Source organism: Streptomyces sp. NPDC051662 (assembly GCF_040681655.1).
In the GTDB taxonomy this organism is placed as follows: Bacteria; Actinomycetota; Actinomycetes; order Streptomycetales; family Streptomycetaceae; genus Streptomyces.
The window spans coordinates 529,437-544,604 of record NZ_JBFAZD010000001.1 but is presented as its reverse complement, the minus strand read 5'-3'; the positions used below and the strand labels follow the sequence as shown (position 1 = coordinate 544,604).

General features: G+C 72.5%; 12 protein-coding genes. 7 read left to right on the top strand and 5 right to left on the bottom strand.

What is annotated here, in order from left to right; genetic code table 11:
• Positions 1 to 5 precede the first annotated feature (5 nt).
• Together murC and msrB are read left to right on the top strand one after the other, a co-directional pair.
• Positions 6 to 1,409 carry a UDP-N-acetylmuramate--L-alanine ligase gene (gene murC, locus AB0M67_RS02345; protein ID WP_365741685.1) on the top strand — a complete coding sequence of 468 codons (1,404 nt, stop codon included), beginning with the start codon at positions 6 to 8 and terminating at the stop codon, positions 1,407 to 1,409.
• A gap of 44 nt (positions 1,410 to 1,453) precedes the next feature.
• Complete coding sequence (gene msrB, locus AB0M67_RS02340) at positions 1,454 to 1,861, top strand: peptide-methionine (R)-S-oxide reductase MsrB (RefSeq protein WP_030350719.1); 408 nt, start codon at positions 1,454 to 1,456, stop codon at positions 1,859 to 1,861.
• 30 nt (positions 1,862 to 1,891) lie between these two features.
• On the opposite strand, the gene AB0M67_RS02335 is transcribed toward msrB, so the two are convergent.
• Complete coding sequence (locus AB0M67_RS02335; RefSeq protein WP_365741683.1) at positions 1,892 to 4,309, bottom strand: GTPase-associated protein 1-related protein; 2,418 nt, start codon at positions 4,307 to 4,309, stop codon at positions 1,892 to 1,894.
• A 262-nt stretch (positions 4,310 to 4,571) separates the two neighbouring features.
• Between AB0M67_RS02335 and AB0M67_RS02330 the strand changes: the two genes are divergently transcribed.
• Entirely contained in the window at positions 4,572 to 4,739 is a 168-nt protein-coding gene (locus AB0M67_RS02330; RefSeq protein ID WP_249947818.1) for a hypothetical protein, read from the top strand.
• A 147-nt stretch (positions 4,740 to 4,886) separates the two neighbouring features.
• Here AB0M67_RS02330 and AB0M67_RS02325 read toward each other — a convergent pair whose 3' ends face one another.
• Positions 4,887 to 5,321, bottom strand: a complete 435-nt coding sequence (locus tag AB0M67_RS02325) for a VOC family protein (RefSeq protein ID WP_365741681.1) — start codon at positions 5,319 to 5,321, stop codon at positions 4,887 to 4,889.
• A gap of 160 nt (positions 5,322 to 5,481) precedes the next feature.
• On the opposite strand from AB0M67_RS02325, the gene AB0M67_RS02320 reads away from it, so the two are divergent.
• From AB0M67_RS02320 to AB0M67_RS02310, 3 genes are all read left to right on the top strand, one after another.
• A complete protein-coding gene (locus tag AB0M67_RS02320; protein WP_365741679.1) occupies positions 5,482 to 6,438 on the top strand; it encodes a hypothetical protein in 957 nt (318 codons plus the stop codon).
• A gap of 64 nt (positions 6,439 to 6,502) precedes the next feature.
• Complete coding sequence (locus AB0M67_RS02315) at positions 6,503 to 7,633, top strand: aminopeptidase P family protein (protein WP_365741677.1); 1,131 nt, start codon at positions 6,503 to 6,505, stop codon at positions 7,631 to 7,633.
• 123 nt (positions 7,634 to 7,756) lie between these two features.
• Positions 7,757 to 8,677 carry a zinc-binding dehydrogenase gene (locus AB0M67_RS02310; RefSeq protein WP_365741675.1) on the top strand — a complete coding sequence of 307 codons (921 nt, stop codon included), beginning with the start codon at positions 7,757 to 7,759 and terminating at the stop codon, positions 8,675 to 8,677.
• A 75-nt stretch (positions 8,678 to 8,752) separates the two neighbouring features.
• Here AB0M67_RS02310 and treZ read toward each other — a convergent pair whose 3' ends face one another.
• Positions 8,753 to 10,555 (bottom strand): malto-oligosyltrehalose trehalohydrolase, encoded by a 1,803-nt coding sequence (treZ, locus tag AB0M67_RS02305; RefSeq protein WP_365741851.1) that lies wholly within the window; start codon positions 10,553 to 10,555, stop codon positions 8,753 to 8,755.
• Positions 10,556 to 10,748: 193 nt separating this feature from the next.
• Here treZ and AB0M67_RS02300 point away from each other — a divergent pair, with 193 nt between their 5' ends.
• A complete protein-coding gene (locus AB0M67_RS02300) occupies positions 10,749 to 11,297 on the top strand; it encodes a DUF1707 and FHA domain-containing protein (RefSeq protein ID WP_365741673.1) in 549 nt (182 codons plus the stop codon).
• A gap of 127 nt (positions 11,298 to 11,424) precedes the next feature.
• Here AB0M67_RS02300 and AB0M67_RS02295 read toward each other — a convergent pair whose 3' ends face one another.
• Both AB0M67_RS02295 and treY read right to left on the bottom strand, forming a co-directional pair.
• The gene (locus AB0M67_RS02295) at positions 11,425 to 12,498 is read right to left on the bottom strand and encodes a lytic polysaccharide monooxygenase (RefSeq protein ID WP_365741671.1); all 1,074 of its coding nucleotides are present in this window, start codon (positions 12,496 to 12,498) and stop codon (positions 11,425 to 11,427) included.
• A gap of 186 nt (positions 12,499 to 12,684) precedes the next feature.
• Positions 12,685 to 15,039, bottom strand: a complete 2,355-nt coding sequence (gene treY, locus AB0M67_RS02290) for a malto-oligosyltrehalose synthase (RefSeq protein ID WP_365741669.1) — start codon at positions 15,037 to 15,039, stop codon at positions 12,685 to 12,687.
• Positions 15,040 to 15,168 lie beyond the last annotated feature (129 nt).

Sequence of the window (15,168 nt, the reverse complement as noted above, 5' to 3'; positions counted from 1 at the left end):
CACGTATGGCACCGGCACCCGGTATTCCCGCAGCCATGGAACGGCCGCACTTCATCGGTATCGGCGGCGCCGGAATGTCAGGTATCGCCAAGATCCTCGCCCAGCGCGGCGCCAAGGTCGCGGGCAGCGACGCGAAGGAGTCGGAGACCGCCGAGGCGCTGCGGGCGCTGGGGGTCACCGTGCATATCGGCCATGCCGCGGAGCACCTCGCGGACGACGCCTCGTGCGTGGTCGTCTCCAGCGCGATCCGGGCCGACAACCCCGAGCTGGCCCGCGCCGCCGAGCTCTCCGTACCCGTCGTGCACCGCTCCGACGCGCTGGCCTCGCTGATGGGCGGGCTGCGCGCGATCGCCGTCGCCGGCACCCACGGCAAGACCACCACGACCTCCATGCTGGCCGTCGCCCTCACCGAGCTGGGCCTCGACCCCTCCTACGCCATCGGTGGCGATCTCGCGGGGCCCGGTACGAACGCCCGGCACGGCGAGGGCGAGATCTTCGTCGCCGAGGCGGACGAGAGCGACCGCAGCTTCCAGAAGTACGACCCCGAGGTCGCGATCGTCCTCAATGTCGAGCTGGACCACCACGCGAACTACGCGTCGATGGACGAGATCTACGAGTCGTTCGAGGCGTTCACCGGAAAGATCGTCCCCGGTGGGACGCTGGTGATCGCCGCCGACCAGCCAGGCGCCGTCGAGCTGGCCTCCCGGGTCCGGGGTTCGAGCGCGCTCAAGGTCGTCACCTACGGGGCGGCCGAGGGCGCCGACGTACGCGTCCACAAGGTCACCGCACGCGGTCTGACCAGCGAGGTCACCGTACTGCTCGACGGCCGCTTCCTGACCTTCACCGTCTCGGTCCCCGGCCGGCACTACGCCCACAACGCGGTCGCCGCCCTCGCCGCCGGTATCGCCCTCGGTATCCCCGCGCACAATCTGGCCTCGGCGCTCGGCGCGTACACCGGGGTCAAGCGTCGTCTCCAGCTCAAGGGCGAGGCCGCGGGCGTGCAGGTGATCGACTCGTACGCGCACCACCCCACCGAGATGACCGCCGACCTGGAGGCGATGCGGGCCGCGGCGGCCCCCGGTTCCCGGCTGCTGGTGGTGTTCCAGCCGCATCTGTTCTCCCGTACGCAGGAGCTGGGCACGGAGATGGGCCAGGCCCTGGCCCTCGCCGACGCCTCGCTGGTGCTGGACATCTACCCGGCCCGTGAGGACCCGCTGCCCGGTGTCACCAGCGCCCTGATCACCGACGCGGCCGAGGCGGCGGGCGCCACCGTCACCGCCGTCCACGACAAGGGATCCGTCCCCGAGGCGGTCGCGGGAATGGCACGCCCCGGTGATCTCGTTCTCACCATGGGCGCGGGCGATGTCACGGACCTCGGTCCCGACATCCTGGCCCGGCTCGGGGACTGACCCGCCGGGGCTGCCGGGCCCGTCCGACCGACTGAGGAGAGCGCATGCCGTACGACATCGACAAGCCGGACGAGCAGTGGCGCGCGGAGCTGACCGACGCGGAGTACCAGGTACTCCGCAAGGCCGGCACCGAGCCCGCCTTCACCGGCGAATACACGGACACCAAGACGACCGGCGTCTACTCCTGCCGCGCGTGCGGCGCCGATCTCTTCCGTTCCGACACGAAGTTCGAGTCGCACTGCGGCTGGCCGTCCTTCTACGACCCGAAGGACACGGACGCGGTCGAGCTGATCGAGGACCGCTCCCACGGCATGGTCAGGGTCGAGGTCCGCTGCGCACGCTGCGGCTCGCACCTCGGCCATGTCTTCGAGGGCGAGGGGTACCCGACCCCGACGGACCAGCGGTACTGCATCAACAGCATCTCGCTGCGGCTGGCCCCGGACGAGAGCTGACGCGTCCGCGGCGCGGTGTGGACGGCCTCGTCAGCGAGGCCGTCCGAGGCCGCCGAGGCGACGGCTCAGCCGGCTGAGGGCCCCCGGGCGGTTCCAGGTCCTGAACTCCTCAGCGCGGTGGACCCCCGCGCGCTCAAGGCTCCGTTCGACGGAGGCGGTGTCCTCGTCGGAGAGTGCGCGCACGACCGGCCGCAACACCTTGTCGAGCAGTGCGGTACGGGTCGAGTCCCACGCCCGGTTCGCGCCGGGGAGGGAGCTCCACGCGATGAAGCAGTCGGCCGCGTAGGCCGGGGCGGTACGCAGCCGGTCGCGTACCCGCTCCTCCTGGGCGGCGGTCGCGTACGTACTGAGCAGCCGTGGCTCGCCGCAGTGGATCAGGGCGTACAGCTCGCCCTCCGGCCGCTCCTCGGAGAGCAGCCGGCGTGCGAGGGTCCCGAACACCCGGGCCAGCAGGGCCGGTTCCACCGGCTCGGCCTCGGCGCGCAGCGCCAGCACCCGTTCCGTCCACGGAGGTCCGGCCCGGCCCGCGCCGATCTCGCCGGCGAATTCGAGGAGCAGCAGGGCGCCCCGTACGCGCGGCTCCAGCTCGTCGGGGAAGCAGCGCAGCAGATCGTGCGCGAGCGCGGCGGCGTCCGCGTCATTGGCCTCGACACCGCCGTGGGCGTCCGCGGCGGTGTCGGCGGGGCCGTCGAGCGCGGCCCGGACCAGCGTGCGCCAGGTGCCCGCGGCGCGGTGCGCGTCGGAACCCGTCTCGCTGAGCAGTCGCCGCGCCTCGCCCGGGGCCGGGGCGCCACCGTCCCACACCAGCCGTACTGCCGTACGCAGCACCAGTGGATCGGTGAACGGCGAGACTCCGCAGGCGCGCAGCGCGGCATGCAGCGCGGCGAGGCCGTCACCGCCCCCGGCGGCCCGCGTCCAGGGCGCACCGGCGCACATCCGCAGATGCGGCAGGGCCTGCACCCCCGTGAGAGCCAGGGGCGTACGGCCGAGCAGCCGGACGGCGGCGGGCGGGTCCTCGGCGGCGAGCGCGTCCAGCGCGCTGAGCAGCGCGGTTCGCAGCTCGAAATGCTCCTCCAGGACGTCTTCCAGGACCGCGAGCGGATCCGGGGTGTCCGCGGTCCCCGGGGCGTCCGTGGTCCCCTGGGCCTCCGCGGTCCCCGGGCCCAGCAGGGAGCGGGCCAGCCGGTGGGCGAGACCGGGCAGCAGATCCGTACAGTCCACCCCGAGCGCGTCGGCGACCCGCAGCAGCTCCACCGGCCGGCTGATACCGGGCCCGGAGTCCGCGACGCCCGCGCGCAGTTCGGGAGCCAGACCGGCGGCGAGCCGCCGGCCGAGGTCTTCGGGGAGCGCGGTGAACAGCCGCGTCAGGGCGGTGAATTCGGCCGTCGTCCGGTCCTCGGCGGTCGTCCGGAACGCCTCGACGAGTCGGTGCAGCCGGGCGTCGCCCAGGGCCCGCGCGTGCGTGTGCGCCCAGCCGGCCGCCGCCGTACGGCCGTCGGGACCGGGCGCGAGATCCGCGCAGAGGGCAACAGCGGCCAGGGCGCCGGGGGAGAAGACACCGCCCGGCAGCGCCGCCGCCTCCGTGAACAGCTCGGGGGCCCGGCCCAGCCAGACGCGCGCGGCGATCCCGGCCCAGCTGTCCGTGGGGATGTGCTCCGCGGGCACGGGGGCGGTGCAGTCGTGCACCCGGCAACCGTGGTCGCGGCCGTCCGGCTCCGGCGCGTCCCCGGGCAGTACGCCCACGATCCGCTGCCGGGCGTCGCGCGGCCGGCGCGTATAGGTGGTGAAGGTCAGCCGGTCGGCGTGGTCGCGCGGCAGTACGGCGCAGGCCAGCGCGATCCACAGGGCCACATCGGCGCTGTCGCGCTCCACGAGGACGATCCGCGCCGCCGGCTCCGTGTCCCGAGGCACGGATGTCTCCTCCGTCAGCTCGCGCAGACCGGCCAGGAAGCCGGGGAGCCAGGGGCCGCGCGAGGCGGCGAAGCCGACCAGCGCCTCCCGCCCGAGAAGACCCGACGGGGGAAGGGCCTCCAGTTGCGCCGGAGCCCCGTCGGCCGGGGCGGCGGAGGCCCATCGCGACGAGTTCCAGGCGGAGATGGGCAGCCCGCCGCCCGGCAGACCCGCGTCCCCGGGCAGCAGCACGGCATGGGTGTGGGAGCCGGCCGGCCCGCCGCCCGCGCCCGTACGTACCGCGCGGGCGAGCAGACGCGTGCCGTCGGAGAGCAGACTGTGACTGAACGCCTGCGGAAAGGCGGCGAGTTCGGCGGCGCCGGGGTGCGCGGGGGCGTCGCGCGGCGGTTCGTACCCGAGCAGCGGCTCGGCCTCCTTGAGCAGCGACGGCGGTATGCCCGGGGTGACGGCGGTGAACCGGGAGCCCGGTCCGTGCGGTCCATCGGAACCGTCAGGTCCCTGCGGGGCCGAGGTGTAGTGCAGCTGCGCCAGGCTCATGCGCCGGCCCCCTTCGTTCCTTGCGTGCCCCGGCCGTCAACCCGGCTCGGGCGGCGTCGAGTTCGGCAGCACGAAGGTACCGTCCATGAGGAGACCGCGCGCAGGGACCCCCGTCCCCGCACGGGCGGAGTCAGGGAATCACACCCGCGTTCGGGGGGTGTGCTGAACCCCCGGTTCGGGGGGCTGCCCTCCTGTGCTCGCGGGCTCGGTGCGAGAGAGTGGACGTGCTGAGGAAAGCGTCGCGGAAGGTGAAGGAATCCCCATGAAAGCCCTGCTCTGGATCGTGCTTATCGGCTGCCTGCTGGCCAACGTGTACTTGAACTTCCTGGTGGACGACGGCGGGACGGAGATCGCGCTGAGCGTCGTGGCCGGGCTCGGAGTGGTGGGGTCAGGACTGGGTTTATGGCTGCTGCGGAAGTCCCCCTCCTAGGACGGGGGCGGGACCTGGTGGGAGGCGCCGGGCAGGGCCATCGAGGGCCGTACGGGAAGACGCCGTACGGCCCTCAGCCGTATGGGCCCGGCGGCGTGGGGTGGCCCGGCGGCGTGGGGTGGCCGGCGGCGTGGGGTGGCCGGACCCTCAGGCGGGCTGGAGCAGGTCCCAGCGGTTGCCGTAGAGGTCCTCGAAGACGGCGACCGAGCCGTACGGCTCGTGCCGCGGCTCCTCCAGGAAGCGGACACCGGCGGCCCGCATCCGCGCGTGATCGCGGGCGAAGTCGTCGGTGTGGAGGAAGAAGCCGACCCGCCCGCCGGTCTGCACGCCGATGCTCGCGCGCTCGGCGTCGTCCTTGGCGCGTGCCAGCAGCAGGCATACGGACGCCGACGAGCGGTCCGAGCCTTCCGAGCCGTCCTGGCCGCCGCCCCCGGCCGAGGGGCGCGGGCGGACCACGACCCAGCGCGAACCGTCGCCCCGCTCGGTGTCCTCGATCAGCTCGAAGCCGAGAGTCCGCGTATAGAAGGCGAGCGCCTTGTCGTAGTCGTCCACGACGAGCGTGACCAGGGCGATGTAAGGCATGTGACGTACGTTATACGTATGACCGGTGGCCAGCAAGAGTGGGTGAGCGAGGGGACGAGAGGATGCGGCCCGCCGCGTTGTCACCCCCTGCGACTAGCATGAGAGGTTGGGCGATCACCGGGACGGGCGATCACCGGACGATCGGGCGGGAGGCGATGGTGTGGGGCTGTTCCGACGAGGGCCGAGGCGCGACAGCCGCGATGCGCCCCGTGACCTCGCGTTCCCCTTCTTCTCGATCGATGAGGCCGCCCTCTTCCGCAGCCAGGTCCGGGAGGCCTTCGCCGAGCACGGCCTTGAGGTGACCCTCTACGCGGACCAGGTGACCGACAGCTCCGGCCGTCAGTTCGGGCTGGCCAATCTCGCCGCCGTCTGCCACCACGACGAGCGCGGCCCCCGCGTCTGGGGAGATCTGGCCCGGCGCCACGCGGGCATGGTGCTGCGGACCATGGACTCCCCGTCCGCGCTTGACACCCTGCCTCCCGAGCAGATCAGGGCCCAGCTCTACCCCCGGGTGATCAGCGAGGAGGGCCTCGACCCGCAGACGTTCGGCTACGCGCGCTCGGTCGCCCCCGGGCTCTACGAGGTGCTCGCCCTCGACCTCCCCGAGAGCGTCATGATGCTCACCGACGAGGCCCTGGAGCCGCTGGGCCGGCTCCGGCACCTCCGCGACCGCGCCCTGAGCAATCTCCAGGAGCTGCCCATCGAGGGGCACGAGACCGTCAAGGACTCCGACGGGATGCGCTTCGAGGTGCTCCTCGGTGACTCGTTCTACACGGCCAGCCGGGTCCTGGCCCTGGACACCGTCGTACCGAAGGTGACGGGCCGGCCGATCCCGCCGGACGGCGCGCTGGTCGCGATGCCCTACCGGCACCAGCTCGCCTTCCATGTCATCCACGACACCTCCATCATCCCGACGCTCAACGCCATGACCGCGTTCGCCGCCTCCGGGTACGAGGACGCCCCCGGGGCGGTGAGCCCGTATGTCTACTGGTGGCGCGCCGGTACGCTCACGCAGCTGAGTGCCAGGGACGGCGAGGGGCTGCGGATCGTCGTCGGGGACGACTTCCACGAGCTGCTCGAACGGCTGGCCCGCAAGGAGTCACCGGATGACCTCTGAGCATGACATCCCGTGACATCCGGGAATGACACCCCGGTCCGCGAGAGACCGAGAAGGAGCACCTATGCCCACCACCGCCCCGCCCCCGCCCTTCACCGCTGACGACTACCGCGCCAGGATGGCCCGCGCGGCCGAGTCCGCCGCCGAGGCCGGATTGACGGGCGTGCTGATCGCGCCGGGCCCGGATCTGACCTATCTCACCGGATACCGGCCGACCGCCGACACCGAGCGGCTCACGATGCTCGTCGTCGCGGCGGGCCAGGACCCGGTGCTCGTGGTGCCCACGCTGGAGGCGCCGGACGCGGCGCGGGCCCCCGGCGCCCCGGCGCTCACCCTGCGCGACTGGACGGACGGCAAGGATCCGTACGGTGTGACGGCCCCGCTGCTCGACCCCGCCGGACGGTTCGGCGTCAGCGACAACGCCTGGGCGATGCATCTGCTCGCGCTGCAACAGGCGCTGCCCGGTACCTCGTACGTGGCGCTCACCGAAGCGCTGCCGATGCTGCGCGCCGTCAAGGACGCGCGGGAGCTGTCCCGGCTCGCGGCGGCGGGCGCGGCGGCCGACGCCGCGTACGGCGAGATCCTGAAGGTCCGCTTCGCCGGGCGCCGGGAGACGGACGTGGCCGCCGACCTCGCCGCGCTCCTTCTCGAACACGGCCATTCCCAGGTCGACTTCACCGTGGTCGGCTCGGGCCCGAACGGAGCCGATCCGCACCATGAGGCCGATGACCGCGTCATCGTCCACGGCGACATGGTCGTCCTCGACTTCGGCGGGCTCAAGTACGGCTACGGCTCCGACACCACCCGTACCGTCCATGTCGGTGAGCCCGACGCCGAGGAGCGGCGTGTCCACGATCTCGTACGGGAGGCGCAGCAGGCCGGGTTCGAGGCCGTCCGGCCAGGAGCCGCCTGCCAGGACGTCGACCGGGCGGCCCGCGCGGTCATCTCCGGTGCGGGGTACGGCGAGTACTTCATCCACCGCACCGGCCATGGCATCGGGGTCACCACCCATGAGCCGCCGTACATGATCGAGGGCGAGGAGCGTCCGATGGTCCCCGGCATGTGCTTCTCGGTCGAGCCCGGTGTCTATCTGCCGGGGCGCTTCGGGGTGCGGATCGAGGACATCGTCACGGTCACGCAGGACGGCGGCCGTCGCCTCAACAACACCCCGCGTGAGATGGCGATCGTCGAATAGGTCCTGTCCGGTCGGACAGGACCTAGGTCACAGTTGCCCCGTGGCGAGCATATTCCGGGAGCGCGACGGGTTGTCCGGGAGAGGCCCCGCGTATCGGCGAGGCGTTGAGCGGAAGGAACGGACATGCGAGCGCTCCTGTACGACCCCGAGGCACCTCAGGGTTTCCGCCTCGGGGAGGCTCCCGATCCGGTGCCGACGGAATCCCAGGCCCTGGTCGAGGTCCACGCGGTGTCGTTCAACTTCGGGGAAATCGCCTACCGGGAAGGGAGTCTGAGCCCGGGTCAGGTCTCCGGCTGGGACGCGGCGGGTGTCGTCGTACGGGCCGCGGCCGATGGTTCCGGGCCGTCGGCGGGGGCGCGTGTGGTGACCTTCGGCTGGACGGGGGCCTGGGCCGCGCTCCGCGCGGTGGACACCGCGGAGCTGGCGGTCGTGCCTGACGCGGTGGACCTCGGCGCCGCGAGCGCCCTGCCCGTCGCGGGTGTCACCGCGCTCCAGGCGCTGCGGCGCCTCGGCCCGGTGGTGGGCCGCCGGGTGCTGATCACCGGCGCGTCGGGCGGTGTCGGACGCTACGCGGTGCAGTTGGCCGCGCGCGCGGGCGCGCGGGTCGTGGCCTCGGTGGGCAGCCGGGCCCGTGGTGAAGGGCTGCGCGAGCTGGGCGCGGACGAGGTCGTCATCGGTCCGGAGAATGTCACGGAGCCCGTCTTCGGGGTGCTGGACAACGTGGGCGGCGCCCAACTGGCCGAGGCCTTCTCGAAGGTTGAGGTCGGCGGCTCCGTCCAGGCCATCGGCAAGGCATCCCTCCAGTCGACCGTCATCGACTTCGAGGCGGAGCGGCATCGCGGCGGACATCGGCGGATCGAGGTCTTCACCGTGGACGCGCCGATCGGGGGCGATCTCGCCTATCTGGTGGGCCTTCTGGACCAGGGACTGCTGGACCCGCAGATCGGCTGGCGCGGCCCCTGGGAGCGCGCGGCGGAGGCGGCGGAGGCGCTGCTCGGCCGCCGGGTCCGGGGGAAGGCCGTGCTCGACGTCACCCGGCCTTGACGGCCACGGGCCGCGCCGTCCCGCGCGGGACGGCGCGGCCCCGCCGAGGGACCGCCCGGGGCGGCCGAGCCGGAATCAGCCGTCCGTCAGCACCATGCACGACTCCGGCGGCAGCCGCAGCACACCGTCCGCGCCCGGCGGCTCGGCGGGCCCCCAGGACGCAAGTACCCGGCCCGCGTCGCCGAGCGGGATCGCCGCGGGCTCGCCGGAGAGATTCACCGCGACCCGCAGATCGCCCCTCCGGTACGCCAGCCAGCGCGCCTCCTCGTCGTACGCCACCCGGACCGCGGCCAGATCCTGATCGGAGAGATCCGGCTGGCTGTGCCGGAGGGCGATCAGCTCGCGGTACCAGGCCAGCAGGCGCGCGTGCGGTTCCTTCCCGGCCTCGGAGCGGTCCAGACAGGAGCGTTCCCGCGTCGCCGGGTCCTGCGGGTCGGGGATGTCCGCCGCCGCCCAGCCGTGCGCCGCGAACTCCCGGCGCCTGCCGGTGCGTACGGCCTCGGCGAGCACCGGGTCGGGGTGGTCGGTGAAGAACTGCCAGGGGGTGGTCGCGCCCCACTCCTCGCCCATGAAGAGCATCGGGGTGTGCGGCCCCGTCAGGACGAGCGCGGCGGCGCAGGCGAGCAGCCCGGGGGAGAGGGTGGCGGAGAGCCGGTCGCCGAGCGCGCGATTGCCGATCTGGTCATGGGTCTGGGCGTAGCCGAGGAAGCGGTGCGCGGGCGTTCTCGTACGGTCGACGGGCCGGCCGTGCGTCCGGCCCCGGAAGCTCGAATACGTACCGTCGTGGAAGAAGACGCGGGTGAGCGTCTTGGCCAGCGCGGCGAGCGGTTCACGCGCGAAGTCGGCGTAGTAGCCCTGGGATTCACCGGTGAGCGCCGTGTGCAGCGCGTGATGGAAGTCGTCGTTCCACTGGGCGTGCAGCCCGAGGCCGCCGGCCGCGCGCGGGGTGGTGGTGCGCGGGTCGCCCAGGTCGGACTCGGCGATCAGGAAGAGCGGCCGTCCCAGCTCGGCGGAGAGCGCGTCGACGGCCGTCGACAGCTCTTCGAGGAAAGTCAGCGCGCGCCGGTCGGCGAGCGCGTGCACGGCGTCGAGCCGCAGCCCGTCGAGCCGGAAGTCCCGCAGCCAGGCCAGCGCGCTGCCCAGCAGATACGCGCGCACCTCGTCCGAGCCCGGGGCGTCCAGATTGACGGCGGCGCCCCACGGTGTGTGGTGGGTGTCGGTGAAGTACGGGCCGAAGCGCGGCAGATGGTTGCCGGCGGGGCCGAGATGGTTGTGCACCACATCGAGCACCACGCCCAGGCCCAGACGGTGTGCCGTGTCGACAAAGCGCTTCAGCCCCTCGGGACCGCCGTACGGCTCATGGACCGCCCAGGGCGAGACGCCGTCGTACCCCCACCCGTGGGTTCCGGGAAAGGGACACACCGGCAGCAGCTCGACATGGGTGATGCCCAGTTCGGCCAGGGGAGCGAGCCGTTCGGCCGCCGCGTCGAAGGTGCCCTCGCGGGTGAACGTGCCGATGTGCAGCTCGTACAGGACCGCGCCGGGCAGATCGCGGCCCCGCCACGGCGTGTGCCACGCGTACGCCGCCTGGTCGACGACGGCGCTCGGACCGTCGGGGCCGTCCGGCTGGCGGCGCGAGCGCGGATCGGGCAGTACGGGCCCGCCGTCGAGCGAGAAGCCGTACCGCGTACCGTCGGCGGCGGGCGCCTCGGCGGTCCACCAGCCCGCCCGCTCCGGATCGCGCTCCATGGACAGCCCGGCGGGCGCGTCGTCCGCGCGATGCCCGCCGGCGCTTCCGCTGTGCCCGCCGTCCCGGTCGTCCGCCAGCCGGAGTACGACCCCGTTCCGCGCCTGCGGCGCCCATACCTCGAACCGCACGGGTGGTTCCCCCTCGTCGTCGGCACTGTCCACTGCTCTCCGCCACACGGTGACAAATTCCATGGTGACAAGCGAGGCGGCGCGAGGCGCGGTGACGGTGGTGAAGGGGCGGGTGTGTCCGGCGGTGCGTACGGAGGGCCGGGAACCCGTTCTGTCTGGACACCTCAGGTCCGTCGGAAGGACAATCACGTCTGTGACGTCCTCCTTCGAGTTCCACACGTATCCCGCGCGGCTCTCCGACGCCGAGCGCGACCGTGTCCTCGCGGTACTCCGGGAAGGCGCCGCGCAGGGCAAGCTGTCGCACGACACCTTCCTGCGCCGGATGGATCTGGCGCTGGCCGCCCGCAGGGCTGATGAGCTGAAGCCGCTCACCGCGGATCTGGAGTCCGAAGGGCCCTGGTCCCGCCGGGTGTTCGGCACGGTGAGCCGGATGTCCGCGTTCTCGGAGCGGCTGCGCAGGGCCTGGCAGGCGGAGCGGCTGCCGAAGCTGTTGCTGCCTCAGCCCGGCCCGTATCCCCTGCGGATCGGCCGCGATCCGGTCAACGGGCTTCGGCTCAGCCATGACACGGTCTCGCGGCTGCACGCCGAACTGAGCACGCGGGGCGGGCGATGGATCCTGCGCGATCTCGGCTCGACCAATGGCACGACCGTCAATGGACTGCGGGTGATCACGACGGTCGAGGTACGGGACGGCGATCTGGTGAGCTTCGGGACGATCGGCTTCCGGCTCGCCTCGCACTGAGCGGGATCTCGCGCTGAGCGGGATCCCGCATCGAGCGGCGAGAAGACGGACCCGGCCCGCCGTTCCGGGTGGGGGTGGGGAACGGCGGGCCGGGCGCTTCGTGGTTCGGTGCGCGGAACCGCGCGGGTCAGTGCACGGAACAGGGCGATGCGGAGGCGGTGTCCGGCGGGCCTCCGGTGGCCACGTAACTGAAGGTGGTGGAGGCCCCGGCGGCCAACGAGCCGTTCCAGTCGGCGTTGTGGACCATCACCTCCTGGCCGCCATAGGTGGCGTTGCCGTTCCAGAGACTGTCCACCCGCTGGCCGCTCGGCAGTGTGAACTCCACCATCCAGCCGAGGATCGGGTGGCCGCCGGTGTTCTTCACCGTGACCTCCGTCTGATAGCCGCCCGACCAGGTGCCGGTGGTCGCGCGGGTGGCGGTGCAGGTGGCCGTGGGATCGGTGGGCGGGTCGGTCGGGTTCCCGGGGTCACCGACGCCGGTCACCTCGCCCTTGCCGCCGTCGAAGACCACATCGGAGCAGCTGTAGAAGGTCTCTTTGCTGTCCGAGCGCTCCCACACCATGTAGATGATGTGCCGGCCGGACTTTCCGCCGGGGAGGTTGCCGGTCCACTTGTAGGCGCCCTCCACCGTCCCGACGGGCCCGGTGACCTGCGGGTGGTCGACGGTCAGGAAGGGCGTCGACTCCAGATCGGACCAGGTGAAGGTCTTGGTGGGGTCGAACCCGTCCTTGGTGATGTAGACCCGGAACCAACCGGGATGCGCCGCCCAGGCGTTGTACGAGAAGTCGAGCGACGCGCCCGAGGTCAGATGGGTCAGCGGCCAGTCGTTCCTGGCCAGGTCGAAACCGGTGAACGTGGTGTTGCCGCCGCTGCACAACTGCCCGTCGGGGATGAAGCCCTGGGTCCGGCCGGCGCCGTCGGAGCGCAGCACGGAGAACCAGTTGTAGAGCGGGGTCGTGCCACCCGCGGCGACGGCGGCCCGGCAGGCGGGGTTGATGGGTTTGATCTCACCGGTGCTGCTCAGGCCGTCCTTCCAGCACATGAACGTACGGCTGGCCGGCTGCATCGGGGTGCCGTGGGCCGACGAGGTCCCGCTGTTGCCGACGACCAGCAGCAGGGCGGGGAGTACGGCGAGCAGGGCGAGGAGGACGGCTCTCCGGGGATGCGACAGCCACCGGGGCCGTCGTGGGGGGTGCTTCATCACGCGAGTCCCTTCGACGTGATCATGACAAGTGAATGAGCGGACGATTGGGAGCGCTCCCATTTCGGAACGTAGCGCGGGCGGCCCACTCTGTAAACGCTTCGTGGACGTAAACGCTTCGTGGACGTAAAGGCTTCGTGGCCGGATTCTCCGGTCCGTCAGCCGCCCCCGTCGGGCGACATCCCGTCAGTCGGCCGTCAGCAGCGCCACCGGAAACTGGTCGAGCAGCTCCGCGAGCCTGGGCGCGCCCGACACCTCACGCCCCGTCAGCACATCGCGCCAGCGGCCCGGCGGCAGCGCCAGTTCCGTGGAGCGCCATCCCCCGGAGCGCTCAAGTCCGTACGGCAGCCGGGTGGTTACCGTGATCACGCGCCCCGATCTGACGAAGGCCAGACAGTGCGAGGAGGCGGGTCCTGCCGCGGGCAGCGGGGCATACGTCCCCGACTCGCCGAAGAGCTCGGGCCGTTCACCGCGCAGCTGGAGCGCCGCCGTCGTGATCACCGTCTTGTCGTCCGGCGGCCCGGTCCTGAACGGCCGCCTGTTGTCCGGGTCCACCAGCGCGAAGTACGCGCGCTCCGTCCCCTGGTAGAGATCGGGCACCCCCGGCATGGTCAGCTGTACCAGCGCCGCGCCCAGCGCACTCGCCCGCGCGTACGGCGCCAGCGCGCGGCTCAGCGCCGCGACCGTACGCCGCGCGGGACCGGCGGGACCGGCCTCCACGAACGCGGCCACCGCCTGTTCGTACAGCGGCTCCGCCTCCGTCCAGCTGGTGTGCAGCCCGGCCTCCCGTACGGATTTCAGCAGCGCGGGCACCATCCGCGAGCCCTCCGGGAGCACGCCCTCGGCGGCCGGGGTGAAGCCCACCGCCGTCTGCCACGCCTGCCAGGCCACCTGCGGATCGGGCGCCGGCGCGGGCACGTCCCCCGCCACCCGCTCCAGCAACTCGTCCCAGCGCTCGGGGCACTCGGAGAGCACGGCGATCCCGGCCCGGACGTCCGCGCTGCGCTTGGTGTCGTGCGTGGTCAGTACGGTGCCGGTGGCCGGCCAGTCGCGCGCGAGCCGCGCGCAGTACGCGTGGAACCGCTCCGGGCTCACCGCGGGACTGCCCGGATCGCCGCCCACCTCGTTCGCGGAGATCAGCGGCACATAGCGGTAGAACGCCGTGTCCTCCACCGACTTGGCGCGCAGCGCGGACGCGGTCTGGGCGAAGCGCGCGCAGAAGGCCGTATGGTCAGGGCCCGTACCGAGCCTGCCGAGGGCCAGCTCCCGCACCACGTCCACGGCCGTCGCCTCCCGCTCCACCGGGAACACCGTCTTCGCCTGCCGGGCCGCCTCCACCGAGAGCGCCGCCTCGGCCGCCTCGGGGCAGGGACCGCCCGCCGTCGTGTAGGGGCGGTAGACGGGGATCCGTACCAGCAGCTCCCGGATCGCGGTGCGCAGCGCCCACGGCGCGTGGTCGCGCAGCGCGGGGTCGGCGGCGCAGACGCGCTGCGCCGTACGGACCAAGGTGGAGATCTCGGCGGCCAGTTCATGGAAGACGACCTTGTACGCGGCCCGGCGCACCGTCCCTTCCCAGTAGCCGCCCCGGTCCCCGACGGGCGCGGCGACATCGCGGTAGCGCACCTCAAGCGCCTCGGCGCCCACCGGGTCCGTGAACACCCCGTCGACATGGCGCAGCGCGTCATAGCCGGTGGTGCCGGCGACCGGCCACCCCGCGGGCAGCACCTCGTCGTCGGCGAGGATCTTCTCCACGACCGTCCAGCACTGCCCGGCCGTCGCCTCGTGCAGCCGGCGCAGATACTCCTCCGGGTCGGCGAGACCGTCCGGGTGGTCGATACGCAGCCCCTGGACGACTCCGTCCCGTACCAGCTCGATGATCTTGGCGTGGGTGGCGGCGAACACCTCCGGGTCCTCCACCCGGAGGCCGATCAGCTCGGAGATGGTGAAGAAGCGGCGGTAGTTGAGCTCGGTACGGGCCAGCCGCCACCAGGCGAGCCGGTAGTGCTGGACATCGAGCAGCTCGGGCAGCCCCAGGTGTTCGGTGCCGGGCGCGAGCGGGAAGCGCTGGTCGCCGTGGTGCAGCACCCCGCCCTCGACGCTCAGCCCGCCGCCGTCCAGCTCCTCCCCGATCGGCCCGGCCAGCACCGGCAGCAGCAGCTTGCCGTCCCCCGCCGGCCAGTCGATGTCGAACCAGCGGGCGTACGGCGAGTCCCGGCCCTCGCGCAGTACCTCCCAGAGCGCCTTGTTGTGCCGGGGGGCGGCGGCCATGTGATTGGGCACGATGTCGAGGACGATCCCGAGGCCGTGCTCCCGCGCCCGGCCGGCCAGCCGCCGCAGCCCCTCCTCGCCGCCCAGCTCGGCCCGTACGGTGGAGTGGTCGACCACGTCATAGCCGTGTGTCGAGCCCGGTACGGCCTCCAGGACGGGCGACAGATGCAGATGCGAGACCCCGAGCGCGGCGAGATACGGGACGGCCTTGGCGGCGGCCGCGAACGGGAAGTCCGGCTGGAGCTGGAGCCGATAGGTCGCGGTGGGAGTCATACGATCGTACGTACCCCGCTTCTCGGCATCTGTGTCATACGGGTTCCGTACGAGATCTGTGTCATACGAGGTCATGCGTGGTCGTCCGAGGGCGCCGGGCCAGTTCCGCAACGTGATCCATCCGGCCAC

What these genes read in the sequence shown, in the direction of transcription:
- AB0M67_RS02295 (WP_365741671.1), bottom strand. Translation starts at nt 12,498, where the DNA reads ATGAAGCACCCCCCACGACGGCCCCGGTGGCTGTCGCATCCCCGGAGA.
- treY (WP_365741669.1), bottom strand. Translation starts at nt 15,039, where the DNA reads ATGACTCCCACCGCGACCTATCGGCTCCAGCTCCAGCCGGACTTCCCG.
- AB0M67_RS02330 (WP_249947818.1), top strand. Translation starts at nt 4,572, where the DNA reads ATGAAAGCCCTGCTCTGGATCGTGCTTATCGGCTGCCTGCTGGCCAAC.
- AB0M67_RS02310 (WP_365741675.1), top strand. Translation starts at nt 7,757, where the DNA reads ATGCGAGCGCTCCTGTACGACCCCGAGGCACCTCAGGGTTTCCGCCTC.
- murC (WP_365741685.1), top strand. Translation starts at nt 6, where the DNA reads ATGGCACCGGCACCCGGTATTCCCGCAGCCATGGAACGGCCGCACTTC.
- AB0M67_RS02325 (WP_365741681.1), bottom strand. Translation starts at nt 5,321, where the DNA reads ATGCCTTACATCGCCCTGGTCACGCTCGTCGTGGACGACTACGACAAG.
- AB0M67_RS02315 (WP_365741677.1), top strand. Translation starts at nt 6,503, where the DNA reads ATGCCCACCACCGCCCCGCCCCCGCCCTTCACCGCTGACGACTACCGC.
- AB0M67_RS02335 (WP_365741683.1), bottom strand. Translation starts at nt 4,309, where the DNA reads ATGAGCCTGGCGCAGCTGCACTACACCTCGGCCCCGCAGGGACCTGAC.
- msrB (WP_030350719.1), top strand. Translation starts at nt 1,454, where the DNA reads ATGCCGTACGACATCGACAAGCCGGACGAGCAGTGGCGCGCGGAGCTG.